The organism is Paenibacillus polysaccharolyticus, from assembly GCF_023714295.1.
Classification (GTDB): domain Bacteria; phylum Bacillota; class Bacilli; order Paenibacillales; family Paenibacillaceae; genus Paenibacillus; species Paenibacillus polysaccharolyticus_A.
This window is the reverse complement of the sequence record NZ_JAMAUN010000020.1, coordinates 1-15,994: the sequence shown is the minus strand read 5'-3', so window position 1 is coordinate 15,994 and position 15,994 is coordinate 1. Positions and strand designations below refer to the sequence as shown.

Below are 15,994 nucleotides of genomic sequence, written 5' to 3'. Positions count from 1 at the left end.
ACAGCGTTCGTCCGGAAGCCCGAATTCAGCCGCTTGAAAGGATTCAATTTTATCTCATGGATGAGGTGTATGATGGAAATTTCAACGATTATCGGACTAGTTTTGGGTTTAGTCTCCCTTGTATTTGGTATGTTTCTGAAGGGTGCTCCGCTGATCAACCTCGTTAATAACCCGGCAGCATACGTTATTATCTTCGTTGGTACGGCAGGAACCATCTTTATGGCGTTTCCTATGTCTGAAGTTAAGAAGATTCCGAAGTTATTCGGTATCCTTTTCAAAAAGCAAGAACTGATTGACCGCGTTTCTCTGATCGGCACATTTATGGACTGGGCTTCCACTACCCGTCGTGAAGGTTTGCTTGCACTGGAGTCAAAAGTAGAAGAGATCGATGATCAGTTCCTTCGCAGCGGCATGCGGATGATTATTGACGGTAACGACCAGGAATTTGTCAGTGATGTACTGATGGAAGATATTCATGCAACCGAAGAACGACATCGCGGCGGCGCACTGATCTTCGCTCAGGCAGGGATGTACGCACCGACCCTCGGGGTTCTCGGGGCCGTCGTAGGTCTGATTGCAGCACTCGCTGATCTCAGTGACATGGAGAAGCTCTCTCATGCGATTGCAGCCGCATTTATTGCAACCCTTCTTGGTATCTTCAGTGGTTACGTGTTGTGGCACCCGATGTCCAACAAGCTGAAGCGGATGTCCAAGAAAGAGATGGAAATCAAGTTGATGATGGTTGAAGGGCTCTTGTCTATTCAATCAGGTGTGTCAACTATTGCCATCAACCAAAAGCTATCCGTATTCCTGACACCTTCCGAACGTAGACAACTGGAAGAGAAGGAGGGATCATCAGGTGAAAAAGGGTAAAAAACACGAACCGCACGAAGAGCATATTGATGAAAGTTGGTTGCTTCCCTATTCCGACTTGATGACCTTGTTACTCGCCTTGTTTATCACCCTGTTTTCCATGAGTTCACTGGATGCAGCCAAATTCGAGCAAATGGCCTCCGCACTAAGCAGCGCACTCAACGGAGGCTCCGGCGTTCTGGATCATACGTCAATGAATCCAACAGAATCCAGTACAGACCTCGGCAAAAACAAGGATGTACCGAAGGAAATCACAAAGAAAACACCTGCGCAGATTACAGACGCCCAGATGGCCCAAAAAGAACAGGAAGATCTAGAGAAGCTCAAGAAGCGACTCGACAAGTATATTGCTCAGAATGGGCTTTCAGACCAGCTAAACACGAAGCTTAACCAGTCTGAGCTCAAGATCACCATTAGTGATAAAGCGTTGTTCTCCTCTGGGCGAGCAGATGTGAAGCCTGAATCACGTTCACTGGCCAAGGCGATCTCCAGCATGCTGCAAGAGTTCCCTGAGTACGAGGTTGTCGTATCCGGTCATACAGATAATATTCCCATTTCCAATAACCAGTATAAGGATAACTGGGATTTGAGTGCAGATCGCGCTCTGAACTTTCTGAAAATTCTTTTGCTGAATCCTCAGCTCGATCCTTCCAAGTTCACACCTAGTGGATACGGGGAGTATCATCCAATTGCTAGTAACGATACAAACATCGGAAGAGCACAGAATCGGCGTGTAGAAGTGTCCATTATCCGGAAGTATCAAAGTAACAATGCGAATGTTAAATCCGTGAATGGCGGCAATTAGCAGTCCTCAGCACGGAATGAGTTTAAGACCGTTCTCCTTGAAACTGATGGAGAGCGGTTTTTCTCTTTTTGAGGCATCGAGTATATGGGTGTCCTTCTGTATTTAAATGAAAAAGCATTGTCTCCTCTTAAAGGAAACAATGCTTTTTCATTCGTGCTAATGTCAAGGCGGGCCTTCACCCGTTTCATATGCAGTATTTCTTATTCTAGCGAATAGTCCAGTAAGCTGCCCAGTTCTGCTTTTTCAGCAGATGTAAGCTCCCGCCATGTTCCTGTTGCTTGCTCTCCAAGATGAATATTCATGATGCGAATCCGCTTCAGCTTGCGAACCTCATATCCGAATGCACTGCACATCCGCCGGATTTGACGGTTCTTGCCTTCCGTCAAAATAATACGGAACACACGGTCTGTCATTCTCGTTACGGTGCAAGGCAGCGTCATTTCCCCTAGAATTTTAACACCGGTACTCATTCCCTTTAGGAAACTCGGTGTGATTGTGCGATCCACCGTCACAATATATTCCTTTTCATGACGATTTTCTGCTCTCAAAATCCGATTCACGATGTCTCCATCATTCGTCATCAGAATCAAACCTTCCGAATCCTTATCTAGCCGTCCAATGGGGAAGATTCGTTCATGATGACCTACAAAATCAACGATATTTCCCTGAATATGCTGTTCGGTTGTACTTGTAATGCCCACAGGTTTGTTCAGCGCGATGTACACATGCTTTTTCTTCTCGCTAATCGGCTTCCCGTTAATTCGAACATCATCGCCTTCTTCTGCTTGACTGCCGAGCTCCGCCTTGATGCCATTAATGGTCACCTGACCACTTTCAATCAATTTGTCGGCTGCTCGGCGGGAGCAGTAACCTGTCTCACTAATAAATTTATTAATACGCAAAAGGTCATCTCACCTCATCTAGTTCTCTTCATCTGGTTGTTGTTCTTCCGCTGATGGATCTGCCTCCTGTAACTGTGTCTGCACTTCAGAAGCCGGCAGTTCAATAATGACAGTGGTCCCTCTATTCATAACGCTCTTAATATCCATCATGCCCTTATGGGATTGAATAATGCGCTGACTTACCATGAGGCCGAGTCCTGTGCCGGATTCTTTATTCGTGAAGAACGGCTCTCCAAGCTTTGGCATCATTTCTTCTGGGATGCCGATGCCTTCATCCTTAATTTCAATTCTAACCCGGTTGGCCTGCTCGTTAACCTTCAGCTTGATATGGATGCTTCCTCCATTCGGCATAGCTTCCATACCGTTTTTGAGGACATTGATGAATACTTGCTTTAACTGATTCTCTTCACAGTGTACCATAGCTGAATCCGAAGATGCATGCAGGACAAACTCAACCCCGTGAAGATGAGCCTGACTATCCAGCAATGAGATAACATCTCCAAGAATGAAACGAATATCTCGTTCCTGAAAATGAACGGCTTGCGGCTTGGCCAGGATCAGAAACTCTCCAACAATTAAGTTGATTCGGTCTAGCTCGGATAACATCAGATCGAGATGACGGTGATTTAGCTTGTTGCTTTCCTGTTGCAACTGCAAGAAACCACGTAGCGTTGTCAGTGGATTACGAATCTCATGGGCTACACCAGCGGCGAGCTGTCCAACTGTCGTCAACTTCTCCGATCGTCTAAGCAGCTCTTCCATCCGATTACGGCTTGTAATATCTCTTGAGACACTGATGAGCGCTGTAATCTCACCAGCCTCGTCTCTTACAGGTGCTGTACTTACACTGACTTCAACCCGGGTTCCGTCTTTCTTCATCCAGATCGTTTCGTTAGACGTAATCGACATGCCTTCAATAAGCTGTGCATGCTGCTGCTTCATTTCCTCTTCCGCCTCAGGAGGAATAATTTTCAGCGAACGCCCTTCCACCTCACGGCTACGAAAACCATATAATTGTTCAAATGCACGGTTAACCCGTAGCACTTTTCCTTCAAGGTCTGTTATATGAATTGCATCTGCCGTTTGGTTAATGATAGACTCCAGATGCTCCTTCACTGCCCTATTTTCTTCATACATCTGTTTCAGACGACTTGTATAGTGACCCAGATTTCGAATCATCGCATTAATCCGGTTGGCAAGCTGCCCGAGCTCGTCCTTGCGCTTAATCTTCAAACGGAAATCAAAATGCCCATCCGCCACATCATTTACCTTGCCCAAGATCGATTGGATGGGGCGTGTGATGTAACCAGCGAGCAAGTAACTGCCAAAGATCACAATCTCCAGCAAAACCAGAGATATTGAAGCATGGCTGACCAATTGTTCGGATACCATCGAAGATATTTGCTTGTAATCCATGACAATACTGATTACATAGGAAGACTCGTTTGGTGTGAAAATCGGAATAAAACTCTTCAAAACCTTCTGATCATGTGTTTCACTCACAAAGGACACATTCTGCCCTGTGCGAACAGCTCGTACCACAGCACGATGGTCTTCATCTACCGAGCCATACTGATATGTACCAAACCGTATCGGTCTGTTATTCAGTTTGCTAAAGTTGATATCTCTTCCATCATCGCTCATATCTGGGCTCGCAAACGTCAACGGATTAATTCCTGTAATCTCCAAAATGGAGGGATTGACTTCGCGGATTTTAGTTAAGATTTCATCCGGGCTAGAGATCTTCACATAGTCATCTACTTCAGTATTATTATAGAAGGGGTTAATTATGTAATTTCTCTTGCCATCATGATAATAACCCCAGATATCAATATCTGTAGGATTGGACGTCGAATACTCGAAACCATCTGACCAGAAATGATCCAGCTTCTGTCCCTCGGGAATGGTTACCTGATGCTTCTCAAATAATTGTTTAAACGCCTGGTACCAGTACGTCATTGATTTCGTGGAAAGTCCAATCTCCTTTGGATCAGAGGACCGGTTAACCACAATATCATCATCGGTCTGTTCCAGCAGTGAGATATGGGACACACCTACTTTTTTACTCACACGAACTAGATCTTCATTGGTAATGTTCTTGATGTCTGGGTCTAATTCCTCTGCTGCCATAATAGAAGCAAGCCACAGATTGTTTCCGATCTGTCTTTTTACATAATCTGCACTGTACTGATTCTGTTCGACAGAAATTGCAATCTGTTTCGCAGTAAGCACCATCTTGTTCTCACTATCCTGCCTCAGATTCTCTTCTGTAGTATAATAACTCAGTGCGATATTTAATACCAAAATAACGAGCACTGAGCACGACATAATCATGGATAATTTCGTTTTAATAGACAAATTCGTTCTTCACCTCTCGGCTTATGCCCTCTGGCGATATATGGCAAAACCTATAACCATCATAACGCTTGTATGACTATTTGAAAAGGATAATCGCCCTTCGCCCGAAAGTTACCACTCTGGCTGAATAGATCGAATATTGTTGTTTGTTCACTTCTCATGAAATGCAATGAAATCTATCACTTAATTTGTCCACAAATCCACAGGGTTGTGGATAGTATGTTCATAACTATGTGATTAACTATTAGTTATCCACAGTTCTGTGCACAACATGTTAACAAACCGAATGTTTGTTCGCCGAATAAACGTTGATGAAAGGAGTTTTACACCTATGAAGGATGATTTTCCTCAGCCTGATCTCACAGCATTGACCGAAGAGGAATTGCATGAATATTGGATGAGGCAGGCTATTGCAGAAGCCCACAAAGCCGAGGCACTTGGTGAGGTACCAATTGGAGCCGTAATTGTGCGTAACAACGAGATTATCGGTCGTGGGTATAATCTGCGGGAAACCACACTCGATTCTACTGCCCATGCGGAAATGGTAGCCATTCGTGAAGCGAGTGAGGTCATTGGAGCTTGGCGATTACTGGACTGTGCACTGTACGTTACTCTGGAACCTTGTCCAATGTGTGCCGGTGCGATTGTGCAATCTAGGGTTCCACGCGTTATCTTCGGTACCGCCGATCCCAAAGCAGGCTGTGCAGGGACACTAATGAATTTACTCCAAGAACCGCGCTTCAACCATAGAACCGAGGTTATCCGTGACATTCTGCAACCAGAGTGTTCTTCCATGCTAACGCAATTTTTTAGACGTTTACGTAAAAAATAATACACTGATCCCAACGAAAAAATGCATAAGAAAGGATGTCTGCTACAATGGCACTCACACTATACGATACAGCTCACGGTATAAGTCTTCGTTTACTCACCACTCAGGATGCACAAGCCTATCTTGAACTGATTGAGCTTACACGCATCCCTTATCAAGCAGTTGAACCCGTTCGCGAAAATGATTTCTACACGCTTGAAGCTCAGACCCGGCGGATTGAGGGTCGCGTGCAAGCTGCTGACGAGGGTACCGGTTATCAGTTCGGCATCTTTACGATTAAAGATGATCTTCTCATTGGGCAGGTCAGTCTGAACAATGTTGTACTCGGCGTTGCAAACTACGCAGATATGGGGTACTTCATCCATCCAGACTATCAAGGCGGTGGCCGGATGACTGCAGCAGTGAAGCTGGCTGTAGCCTATGGGTTTCGTGCTCTAAAATTAAACAGGGTGCAGGCCGCTGTACTCCTCTCAAACCATGGCTCTAAGAGGGTACTGGAGAAAAACGGGTTCCAGCCCGAAGGAATCGCTCGTAAATATTTGAAAATAAATGGAGTCTACCAGGATCATCAAATCTACGCCGTGCTTGCAGAAGATTTAGACGATGAATCGCAGCGGTAGGCCCATTGCCGTGCCTCAGCTATCGTCTACATAAAAAACACCATACATCCCTTGTGAAAGAAGCCGTGTGATGACCAAACAAAACCCGCCTAGATACTAGCAGGAAAAGAGCATTCTCTGCTTGAGTATCAGGCGGGTTTTGTTCATAGATCAGGTTTAGATATTAATATCCGTAGGAGGAGTTCATCAGTTGCTCGAACTCTTCCATTGTAATTACATCGTCACCTGTCGGGATATTGATTTTGAATTCAGGCTTTTCGTTAATTTTAGTGTATGTGTTCGAACCAGTGAAGGCCAATTTCATTTCGTCTTTGGTATCTTCCGGTTTGATCAACATGTCAGCTACCATTTTTTGATAAACCGGGAAGTCGTTTTTATCCAACGCGAAATCAATGTTGAATGTGTTGATTGTCAGAACGTCTTTCAATTTATCTAGATCTTTAGCCATTTCAGCTTGATCTGTTTCAGAGATTTTCAAATCTTCTTTGGCTTTGTCGATATCTGCTTGGCTCAGTTGCAACATATCTCTGTACTCTTCTTTGGAGACAATATCCATCACTTTAGGAAGCGCTTTGGTTACCAGTACAGTAACTGCTTCTTTCACATTGTCATTGTTTACTGAGAATTGTACGACCTGCTTCGCGTCCACACCTTCAGGCAACTTTGCATCTTTGGTATCGAGGTTTTTGAAGAACTTGGCTTCATCATATTCACCCAGTACCGCATCCATGATTTCGTTGCTCAGCTTTTGTGTTTTGGCAGCGTCCAGTGCTTCGGGATTAAATTCAGTACCCTCTTGCTCCGCCAGCTTTTTCAAGTCGAATTCAATAAATTTGCCCACCATGTTTTCCGGAATCGGGAAGAATGGGATGTTTGGCACTTTTATATACAATTTCTCTTTGGTCATTACCATAGGAATGTTAAAAGTCATTCCCATATCACCTTTAAGCTCGATGCCAACGGTCATCTCTGTCTGCATTGGCTCGCTTTGGTATACACCGGTGACATTCAGCTGTGCGTCCTTCAGCATGCTCATAAACTGCGTCATGCTTGGGTCAGTCTGAGATGAATCAGCAGGTTTATAACTCAATTCATTGATTGTAAAGTTTGAACTCATTTCATACGAAGTTAATTTAGAAGCATTTGTTGCAGCCGTCTTCAATGCCTCTTTAGGTTCCTGCTTGCTACTACATGCTGTTAAAGCCAAAGATACGGTTAACAACAACGTAAGAAGAAGCGCCCCCATGCGTTTAGTCATTTGTTTCTCTCCTCTCGTGATAACCCCAAAAAAATAATTCAATATCAATGATATACCATCTCCACCGATACTGAAACCTAATTTGGGAAAATTGTGATTTTTCCTCTGGAAAATGGCTAGAAAGACCTATGTCAGGTACGGGATGATCTGACTGCTAGTCTTTCCATATGTATGAATACGCAAAAGCCCCCTGTTAGGTAACAAGGGACTTTTGAAATGAAGTGACTTTTTGATGTGTGATACTTATCTTATGCCCAAAGACATGATAGGGTTATCCCTCTGGATTTAGATGATCCACATGGTTCTGATTCTTCACTTTTTTAGAGCCAGACAATGGTTCCTGCATGGAAGTGCGCTTGGATGAATGACGTTGCTGATGGTTATCCTGAGCTTCGGGTACGGGAATTGCTTTCGGTTTACTCATATAAGTGCCTCCTCATTATAGGTTAAGAATGAGATGGATCTCTATCTTCCGTTTTATCATGATTTAATGCATCCTGATGGCGGCGATCATTGGAATCTTGCTGTAGTTGTTGCGCATGATGGCTGTTAACACCAGTCTGTAGCAGATCTTCAACAACATTTTGCAGGTTTTTATCCACGCCTGATCTGGCTTTAGTCATTCCATTCGGCTCCTTTTGGTTCGTGTTAAGATTTCGTTATCGATTGCAGTGACTGAGCACACTCGTGAATATGCCGAGTGTAGTCATGCGCGAGTTCCTGAATCGGTTCCGTACGTTCATCCGTTGCCCGTCCATCTCGTTCCACGTCAACTAGCTCTACACTGACCTCACGGGAATCAACATATTGGCATTTAAAATCAAAAGAGTACATTTCGTGGCCTGCTGTTGCAATGTGTATCCGAATCGCTTGATGATTTGCTTCGTCTGCCATAACCTGTGCCTGATCACCCACATTTAAGACTTCAGGCAAACGCTCCTGCCAAGCACCTACAAGTTCGTTCTGATCAATGTTAAGTTCGCGGTTCATCTTTACCACCTCCACTTCTATAACGTGCGGAAATGATGTTGTTTTTATGCATGCTGAGTAGTTACTCGTTTATATAAAATCAAATCAAAAAAGGACCCGAGCATTATTTGCTCGAATCCTTGTTATAAGTGTAGTATGGCGGAGAGGGTGGGATTCGAACCCACGTGGGCTTGCACCCTAACGGTTTTCAAGACCGCCCCGTTATGACCGCTTCGGTACCTCTCCAAAATTATTTTATAAACTTGCCACGAAAAGTATCATACCATAGATTAATGATGGAATGCAAGTTTTTATTTAAAGTTTATGTTTGTACGGGATTTATCAGCTGCCGGCACTGCAACACATCATCCGTTCCACCCGCCATCCTCAAATGGCGAATGGAGTAAGATGATTTGTTAATTATGCTATCTTAAACTTCGTACTATTTACGGCGAGCAATGACTTCAATTCCACCCATATATGGACGCAATGCTTCTGGAATAATCACTGTTCCGTCTTCTTGCTGATAGTTCTCCAGAATGGCTGCTACTGTACGTCCCACTGCCAGTCCTGATCCGTTCAGTGTGTGTACAAATTCAGGTTTAGCCTTAGGCTCTCTGCGGAAACGGATATTGGCACGACGTGCCTGGAAGTCTTCGCAGTTAGAGCATGATGAAATCTCACGGTAGGTATTGCTCTCAGGCAGCCAAACTTCAATATCATATGTTTTAGCCGAAGTGAAACCCATATCTGCCGTACAGAGCGTCAACACACGGTAAGGCAAGCCCAGAAGTTGTAGTACACGCTCTGCGTTTTGTGTCATTTTCTCCAGCTCATCATACGATGTCTCTGGTGAAGATAGCTTGAGCAACTCTACCTTGTTGAACTGATGCTGACGGATCAAGCCACGAGTATCCCGTCCAGCTGAACCAGCCTCTGAGCGAAAACAGGAACTATATGCAACGAAATGCTTCGGCAGATCATCGGCATTCAAAATCTCTTCACGGTGGTAGTTCGTTACGGGTACTTCTGCTGTTGGGATCAGATAATACTCGGTATCTCTAAGCTTGAACAGATCTTCCTCGAACTTCGGCAACTGGCCTGTTCCAAACAAGCTGTCCCGATTCACGATATATGGAGGCAAAATTTCTTCGTATCCGTGCTGATCACTGTGCAAATCCATCATAAAGTTAATCAAAGCACGTTCAAGACGCGCTCCAAGTCCTTTATAGAAGGTAAAACGTGAACCTGTCACTTTGGCTGCTGCTTCAAAATCAAGGATGTCCAGCTCCTGTGCAATCTCCCAGTGGGCTTTTGGCGTGAAAGAGAATGACTTCGGCTCCTCCCAACGACGAATTTCAACATTATCCTCTTCGGATCTACCCACAGGCACACTTTCATTTGGAATGTTAGGAATTGCCATCGTAAGGTCATTAATTTTAACCTCAAGCTCGCGTACTTCCTCATCCATCGCTTTGATTCGATCGGAGACCTCGCGCATCTCGACAATCAAATCATCGGCATTCTCACGATTCTTCTTCAGTCTGGCTACTTCTGCAGACACGTTGTTACGGCGACTCTTCAGATTCTCGCTCTCCTGCAGTAATTCCCGTCGCTTTGCATCCAATTCTGTAAACCCTGCAATCAGGTCGAGCGATTTGCCACGATTATTTAATGCTTCTTCTACACGTGCATATTCATTCCGCAATATTTTCACATCAAGCACTACGTACCCCTCCTAATAAACCTACATTATAGAGCCTCATGTCAGGCCCGTTCTCGAAACTTTCTCTAAAACACAAATAATATCTATTATAACCTACACTGCGCCAATAACCGAAAAAACAACCTATGTCCCCGTTTGCTACCTCCGCTGCATTTCCGCTGTGCAGCAGTTACAAGCAACATGAGGCATCCGTCCAGATGCAGCTGCCTCAGCAGCCTAGAACAGACAACTGAGGAGTGCTCCGATGACCGGGAGATCATAGGTTGTACATCATACTTTATTTTGCTTCTACCGATTGTTTATATGTCTTTGCCATGTCTACAAAGTAAGCATGTAAACGGTAGTCATCCGTCAACTCTGGATGGTAGGAGCAGGCCAGCAAATGTCCCTGGCGTGCTGTCACAATCTCATCTTTATACGTGGAAAGAACCTCGACCTGTTCGCCAACACTCTCAATTAACGGAGCACGTATAAATACAGCCCGTACCGTCTCTTCAATACCTTTTACTGGCAAGTCTGTCTCAAAGCTCTCTCTCTGTCTCCCAAAAGCATTACGGGAAACGGTCATGTCCATAAGTTCCAGGTGAGCCTCATCCTGACCTTGAATACGCTTCGCCATAACGATCAGACCCGCACAGGTACCGAATACCGGCTTTCCAGCTGCGGCGAAGGCACGAATAGCTTCCATGAACCCATACTTGCGCATGAGCTTCCCGATGGTTGTGCTCTCTCCACCCGGCAGAATCAAGCCATCCAGCTCCTCTAACTGCTGAACCTGCTTAATGGCTAAACCCTCAGCTCCAGCACGTTCAATACTGCGTATATGTTCTGTAACAGCACCCTGAAGTGCCAAGACGCCGATCTTCATGTTCTGAGTTCCCCTTCTCTTACCAGCCGCGATCCTGCATGCGCTCGGAAGGTGCAAGCTTGGAAATTTCAATACCCTTCATTGGTGCGCCTAAGTTTTTAGAAACTTCAGCAATCAATTTATAGTCGGTATAATGTGTTGTTGCTTCAACGATCGCACGTGCGAACTTCTCCGGGCTGTCCGATTTGAAAATACCAGAACCTACAAATACACCGTCTGCTCCAAGGTGCATCATAAGTGCAGCATCTGCTGGAGTGGCTACGCCGCCTGCTGCAAAGTTAACCACTGGCAGTTTTCCGTTCTCATGAACATCCAGCAAAAGCTCATAGGCAACGCCCAGGTTTTTTGCTTCGGCATACAGCTCATCTTTTGACATATTGGTTACTTTACGAATTTGGCCGTTAATGAAACGCATATGGCGTACCGCCTCAACGATGTTACCTGTTCCCGGCTCACCTTTTGTACGAATCATAGATGCTCCTTCACCGATCCGGCGAAGGGCTTCACCCAAGTCTTTCGCTCCACATACAAACGGCACAGTAAACTCATGTTTATCAATATGGAATACTTCATCCGCAGGAGTCAGTACTTCACTCTCATCCAGGTAATCCACACCCAGTGACTCAAGTACTTTAGCTTCTACATAGTGACCAATACGTGCTTTGGCCATAACAGGGATCGTAACAACTTTCATTACTTCTTCCACAATCGTTGGATCAGCCATACGAGCCACTCCACCTGCTGCACGAATATCAGAAGGAACACGCTCAAGTGCCATTACTGCTGTTGCACCCGCTGCTTCCGCAATTTTAGCTTGCTCAGCGTTCATGACGTCCATGATTACGCCGCCTTTTTGCATTTCAGCCATACCTCTTTTAACGCGTGATGTTCCCGTTTCCATATTCCAAGCCCCCCGTAGTGTATGTGTTGTCTCCCATTTTTCGATAAGCAAAACACCGCTTCTATTCAGATGGAAGAACCTTAGACTTTTATACTGTAATACGTAGAATTCTAACTTGATATTTTACCGGAAAAAGCGTAAATATACAATCCACTCATTCAGTATTAGTTTGTATTTTTCGGTTAAAACAAGTTTTTGATTCCATCGAACAGATCAACGAAGAAGTCTTTGATCGCACGGAAGAATAGGCGGAACCAGCCACCCTTCTCAGCCTCTTCGGCTGTAATCAGGTTTACCGTTTTTTCCTGAGGTTCCATTCCCTCTGCTTTGTAGGTGTAAGTGACCGTACCAACCTTAGTACCTGCTTTGATTGGTGCAACCAGTTTATCCGCTTCGGTTACACTCGCTTTGAATGTTACGTTCAGGTCTTGAGTACCTTTAGGAACAACAAAGCTCACTGCATTATCGGTTACGACAGGAACTGTTGTCTCTTTTCCTTTTTTCAGAGGTACCGTTTCCCAGCCTTTCACTTTGGTTTTACCTGCAACAGCCTGTTTTACTTCAAAATTATCAAAACCATAATCCAGCACCTTTTTCGTTTCTCTAAAACGTGCGGATTCGGAATCGGTTCCCATCACCACGCTGATCAAACGCATACCGTTACGCTCAGCCGTACCCGTAAAGTTATTGCCTGCGTTGCTTGTGTGGCCTGTTTTCATACCATCCAGACCTTCGTAAGCGTAGCTTTTGAAGTTGGTTATATTTTTATTCGCTTCCAGCATCCAGTTATAATTGATAATAGGTGCTTTGTCGTTCGGACGGAACTTGTAGGATTGAATCGTTGTAAAATCTTTGTAGTCGGGATGATCTCTGACGATATATCTACACAAAATAGCAGCGTCTAAAGCGGACATCACCGTTTCCTTGTCTTCTGCTGGACGGAATTCTGCTGGCATGTCTGCACGATCCAGACCAGTAGAGTTAATGAAATGGGTATCCTTCATGCCCATCCGTTTCGCTTCTTCATTCATCATTTTTACGAATTCGGCTTCCGAACCCGCAACATACTCGGCCAAAGCTACAGTCGCATCATTTGCCGATCCAACAGCCATAGCGATATACAGGTCTTTTACCGTATGCTGATCTCCTTCAGCCAGGAAAATGCGTGATCCAATACTCTTAGCAGCATTTTTACCAACCGTAACTACTGTATCCCAGCCAAATTTCCCCTGCTTCACTTGTTCTGCAACGATGTACTCTGTCATCATCTTGGTCATACTCGCCGGCGGCATTGCCTTATCCGCATTAACCGAAAGTAAAATCTGGCCGGTGGAAGCCTCCATCAGGACTGCCGATCTTACATCAAGTCCAAGCGAGTCTACTGAAGGGATACTAACGGCCTTTGCAGGCGTTTTCGTTGTTGTCGCTGCCGCAGTCAGAACCTGACCAGAGTCACTGGCAGCGGCCATAACAGGCATCACTGCAGACATGCATAGCATGTTAAGAAGCATAACGGAGGCTACGCTCTTTTTGAGGATCTGACGTTTTTTCTTATTCATGTGTTTGGCTTTCAATGATGAATACTCCCTTCGATCTGAAGCTTCTTAATGATGCCTCAGTGCAGCTCAAGCTGCTATTTTCATAGTCCCTGTCAATGTGTCAATGGATATGTGGTTCTCTGCTGAATGCGCCTGTATCGAAATGAGCAAGTTCGTTGCTCTAATATTCAGATCAATTGTCACTTCGCCCGCATCTTGCTGAATGCTTATTTTAATTCTCTCTAGTAGGATAAGTCATGGCTGACTTACCTTGAGTCTATAAAACAGTTCGTGAATCACATCAAAAAATAGCCGCAACGCCCAGATCCATACTTGGACGGTCACCGCTTGTTCTATTCTATCACAGGGGTATCCGCAAAAAAAGACAAGCCCGGCGAAAATCGCCGAGCCTGCCTTGGAAATGATTAACTCTCTTCGGATTACAACGAGTAGTTAGGTGCTTCTTTTGTGATCTGTACATCATGCGGATGGCTCTCGCGAAGACCAGCGCCTGTAATACGGATAAAGCTTGTGTCATTCCGCAATTGATCCAAATTGCTCGTTCCACAGTATCCCATACCCGAACGCAATCCACCGATCAACTGGTGAATGGTATCAGACAACGGACCTTTGTATGCTACGCGACCCTCGATTCCCTCAGGAACCAGTTTCTTGTCATCATCTTGGAAGTAACGGTCTTTACTGCCTTGTTTCATTGCAGCCATTGAACCCATACCACGATATACTTTATAACTACGTCCTTGGAAAATTTCCGTTTCTCCTGGACTCTCTGCCGTTCCTGCAAACAGGCTTCCCAGCATTACTGCATGAGCACCGGCAGCAAGAGCTTTGGTGATCTCCCCAGAGTATTTAATACCGCCGTCAGCAATGATAGGTACACCGTATTCACGCGCCACGCTTGCACAATCATATACAGCTGTAACTTGAGGAACACCAATACCTGCAATAACACGAGTAGTACAGATGGAGCCTGGCCCAATACCTACTTTAACAACGGAAGCTCCTGCTTCAATCAGATCACGTGTGGCTTCACCCGTAGCAACGTTGCCTGCAATAATGGTGAGCTCAGGGAAACGTTCGCGTAACTTGCGAACCGCTTCAATAATGTTAATATGATGTCCATGAGCTGAATCTACTGTAATCAGATCCACACCCGCTTTGACCAAAGCGTCTGCACGTTCAAAAGTATCTTTCGAGATACCAATTGCTGCACCAACCAAAAGGCGACCTTGCGCATCCTTGGCAGCTTGCGGGAACTGAATGGCCTTCTCGATATCTTTAATCGTGATAAGGCCCTTCAATGTATTGGACTCGTCCACCAATGGAAGTTTTTCAATTTTATGCTTCTGCAAGATACCTTCTGCCTCTTGCAGTGTTGTACCGACAGGAGCTGTAACCAAATTCTCACGAGTCATGACTTCACTAATCTTGATGTTGAAATCATGGATAAATCGCAAGTCACGGTTTGTCAGGATTCCTACGAGCTTCTGATCTCCTTCAACGATAGGCACACCAGAAATCCGGTATTTTGCCATAACTGCCTCAGCATCAGATACCAGATGTTCAGCCGTCAATGAAAATGGATTGGTGATAACACCGCTCTCCGAGCGTTTAACCCGATCCACTTCTTCAGCTTGTTGTTCAACGGACATATTTTTATGAATAATACCAATACCGCCTTCACGCGCAATAGCAATCGCCAATGTCGCTTCAGTAACAGTATCCATCCCTGCACTAATCAAAGGAATGTTCAATTTGACGTTATCACTCAAACGAACGGATACGTCTACTTCTTTAGGCAGTGTCTCGGATTTCCGTGGCACTAGCAATACATCATCAAAGGTGAAGCCTTCCTTACCAAATTTATCTTCCCACACGCAAGTGTTCCTCCTTATGTTTGCTCAGCTTTACGGACCAAAACCCGAAGATTCCAGGCTGTATTGTATGCCGAAAATTCGTTTTCTGAAAATATATTATTGTCCATCTTAGCAAAGCGATATTTAGAATGTCAAGGGAAACTCCTTGGAACAATTAGGTGTGCTTCCCCTTGTATACAAATGTGTTTCTTAGGTGGACAAGCCTTGATAATATAACAAAAGGCGTCCTTTTATTCAGATCGGACGCCTGCTTTTGTTTTGAGTGTAGTTTAAGTATTCCTTTAATGAAGATTTTTATGTTCTTCCCTAATTTAAACATAATAAAAACCACCGCCGAACATCATCGGCAGTGGTTCTTTGCTTGGCGGCGTCCTACTCTCCCAGGACCCTGCGGTCCAAGTACCATCGGCGCTAGAGGGCTTAACGGTCGTGTTCGGGATGGGTAC

The 15,994-nt window shown here is 44.8% G+C and carries 15 protein-coding genes, 1 tRNA gene and 1 rRNA gene; 4 read left to right on the top strand and 13 right to left on the bottom strand.

The window, feature by feature from the left end; genetic code table 11:
* Positions 1-72: 72 nt before the first annotated feature.
* Together motA and motB are read left to right on the top strand one after the other, a co-directional pair.
* Complete coding sequence (motA, locus tag M3629_RS27715; RefSeq protein ID WP_251512155.1) at positions 73-873, top strand: flagellar motor stator protein MotA; 801 nt, start codon at positions 73-75, stop codon at positions 871-873.
* Positions 860-1,678: a flagellar motor protein MotB gene (motB, locus tag M3629_RS27710; protein ID WP_251512113.1), complete on the top strand. Its 819-nt coding sequence runs from the start codon at positions 860-862 to the stop codon at positions 1,676-1,678. Before motA ends, motB begins: the two co-directional genes overlap by 14 nt.
* A gap of 200 nt (positions 1,679-1,878) precedes the next feature.
* On the opposite strand, the gene rluF is transcribed toward motB, so the two are convergent.
* Positions 1,879-2,580, bottom strand: a complete 702-nt coding sequence (gene rluF, locus M3629_RS27705) for a 23S rRNA pseudouridine(2604) synthase RluF (protein WP_251512112.1) — start codon at positions 2,578-2,580, stop codon at positions 1,879-1,881.
* A gap of 18 nt (positions 2,581-2,598) precedes the next feature.
* Positions 2,599-4,938 (bottom strand): PAS domain S-box protein, encoded by a 2,340-nt coding sequence (locus tag M3629_RS27700; protein ID WP_251512110.1) that lies wholly within the window; start codon positions 4,936-4,938, stop codon positions 2,599-2,601.
* Positions 4,939-5,269: 331 nt separating this feature from the next.
* On the opposite strand from M3629_RS27700, the gene tadA reads away from it, so the two are divergent.
* Positions 5,270-5,770 (top strand): tRNA adenosine(34) deaminase TadA, encoded by a 501-nt coding sequence (tadA, locus tag M3629_RS27695; RefSeq protein ID WP_251512108.1) that lies wholly within the window; start codon positions 5,270-5,272, stop codon positions 5,768-5,770.
* Positions 5,771-5,817: 47 nt separating this feature from the next.
* Positions 5,818-6,390, top strand: coding sequence for a GNAT family N-acetyltransferase (locus M3629_RS27690; protein ID WP_251512106.1), 573 nt, complete (start codon positions 5,818-5,820; stop codon positions 6,388-6,390).
* A gap of 163 nt (positions 6,391-6,553) precedes the next feature.
* Here M3629_RS27690 and M3629_RS27685 read toward each other — a convergent pair whose 3' ends face one another.
* The 11 genes from M3629_RS27685 to rrf form a co-directional block, all read right to left on the bottom strand.
* A complete protein-coding gene (locus M3629_RS27685; RefSeq protein ID WP_251512105.1) occupies positions 6,554-7,648 on the bottom strand; it encodes a hypothetical protein in 1,095 nt (364 codons plus the stop codon).
* A 271-nt stretch (positions 7,649-7,919) separates the two neighbouring features.
* Entirely contained in the window at positions 7,920-8,072 is a 153-nt protein-coding gene (locus M3629_RS27680; protein WP_251512103.1) for a small acid-soluble spore protein P, read from the bottom strand.
* A 22-nt stretch (positions 8,073-8,094) separates the two neighbouring features.
* On the bottom strand, positions 8,095-8,271 hold the full coding sequence (locus M3629_RS27675; RefSeq protein WP_251512101.1) for a hypothetical protein: 177 nt from the start codon (positions 8,269-8,271) through the stop codon (positions 8,095-8,097).
* Positions 8,272-8,296: 25 nt separating this feature from the next.
* Positions 8,297-8,638 (bottom strand): hypothetical protein, encoded by a 342-nt coding sequence (locus M3629_RS27670; protein ID WP_251512099.1) that lies wholly within the window; start codon positions 8,636-8,638, stop codon positions 8,297-8,299.
* A 136-nt stretch (positions 8,639-8,774) separates the two neighbouring features.
* A tRNA-Ser gene (locus tag M3629_RS27665) sits at positions 8,775-8,863 on the bottom strand.
* A 196-nt stretch (positions 8,864-9,059) separates the two neighbouring features.
* Positions 9,060-10,343: a serine--tRNA ligase gene (gene serS / locus M3629_RS27660; RefSeq protein ID WP_251512098.1), complete on the bottom strand. Its 1,284-nt coding sequence runs from the start codon at positions 10,341-10,343 to the stop codon at positions 9,060-9,062.
* Positions 10,344-10,620: 277 nt separating this feature from the next.
* On the bottom strand, positions 10,621-11,211 hold the full coding sequence (gene pdxT, locus M3629_RS27655; protein ID WP_251512096.1) for a pyridoxal 5'-phosphate synthase glutaminase subunit PdxT: 591 nt from the start codon (positions 11,209-11,211) through the stop codon (positions 10,621-10,623).
* Positions 11,212-11,230: 19 nt separating this feature from the next.
* Positions 11,231-12,112, bottom strand: coding sequence for a pyridoxal 5'-phosphate synthase lyase subunit PdxS (gene pdxS, locus M3629_RS27650; protein WP_024628815.1), 882 nt, complete (start codon positions 12,110-12,112; stop codon positions 11,231-11,233).
* A gap of 182 nt (positions 12,113-12,294) precedes the next feature.
* Positions 12,295-13,686, bottom strand: a complete 1,392-nt coding sequence (locus M3629_RS27645) for a D-alanyl-D-alanine carboxypeptidase family protein (protein WP_251512094.1) — start codon at positions 13,684-13,686, stop codon at positions 12,295-12,297.
* A 404-nt stretch (positions 13,687-14,090) separates the two neighbouring features.
* On the bottom strand, positions 14,091-15,548 hold the full coding sequence (gene guaB / locus M3629_RS27640; protein ID WP_090924897.1) for an IMP dehydrogenase: 1,458 nt from the start codon (positions 15,546-15,548) through the stop codon (positions 14,091-14,093).
* A gap of 359 nt (positions 15,549-15,907) precedes the next feature.
* Positions 15,908-15,994, bottom strand: a 5S ribosomal RNA gene (gene rrf, locus M3629_RS27635); the annotation flags it as partial.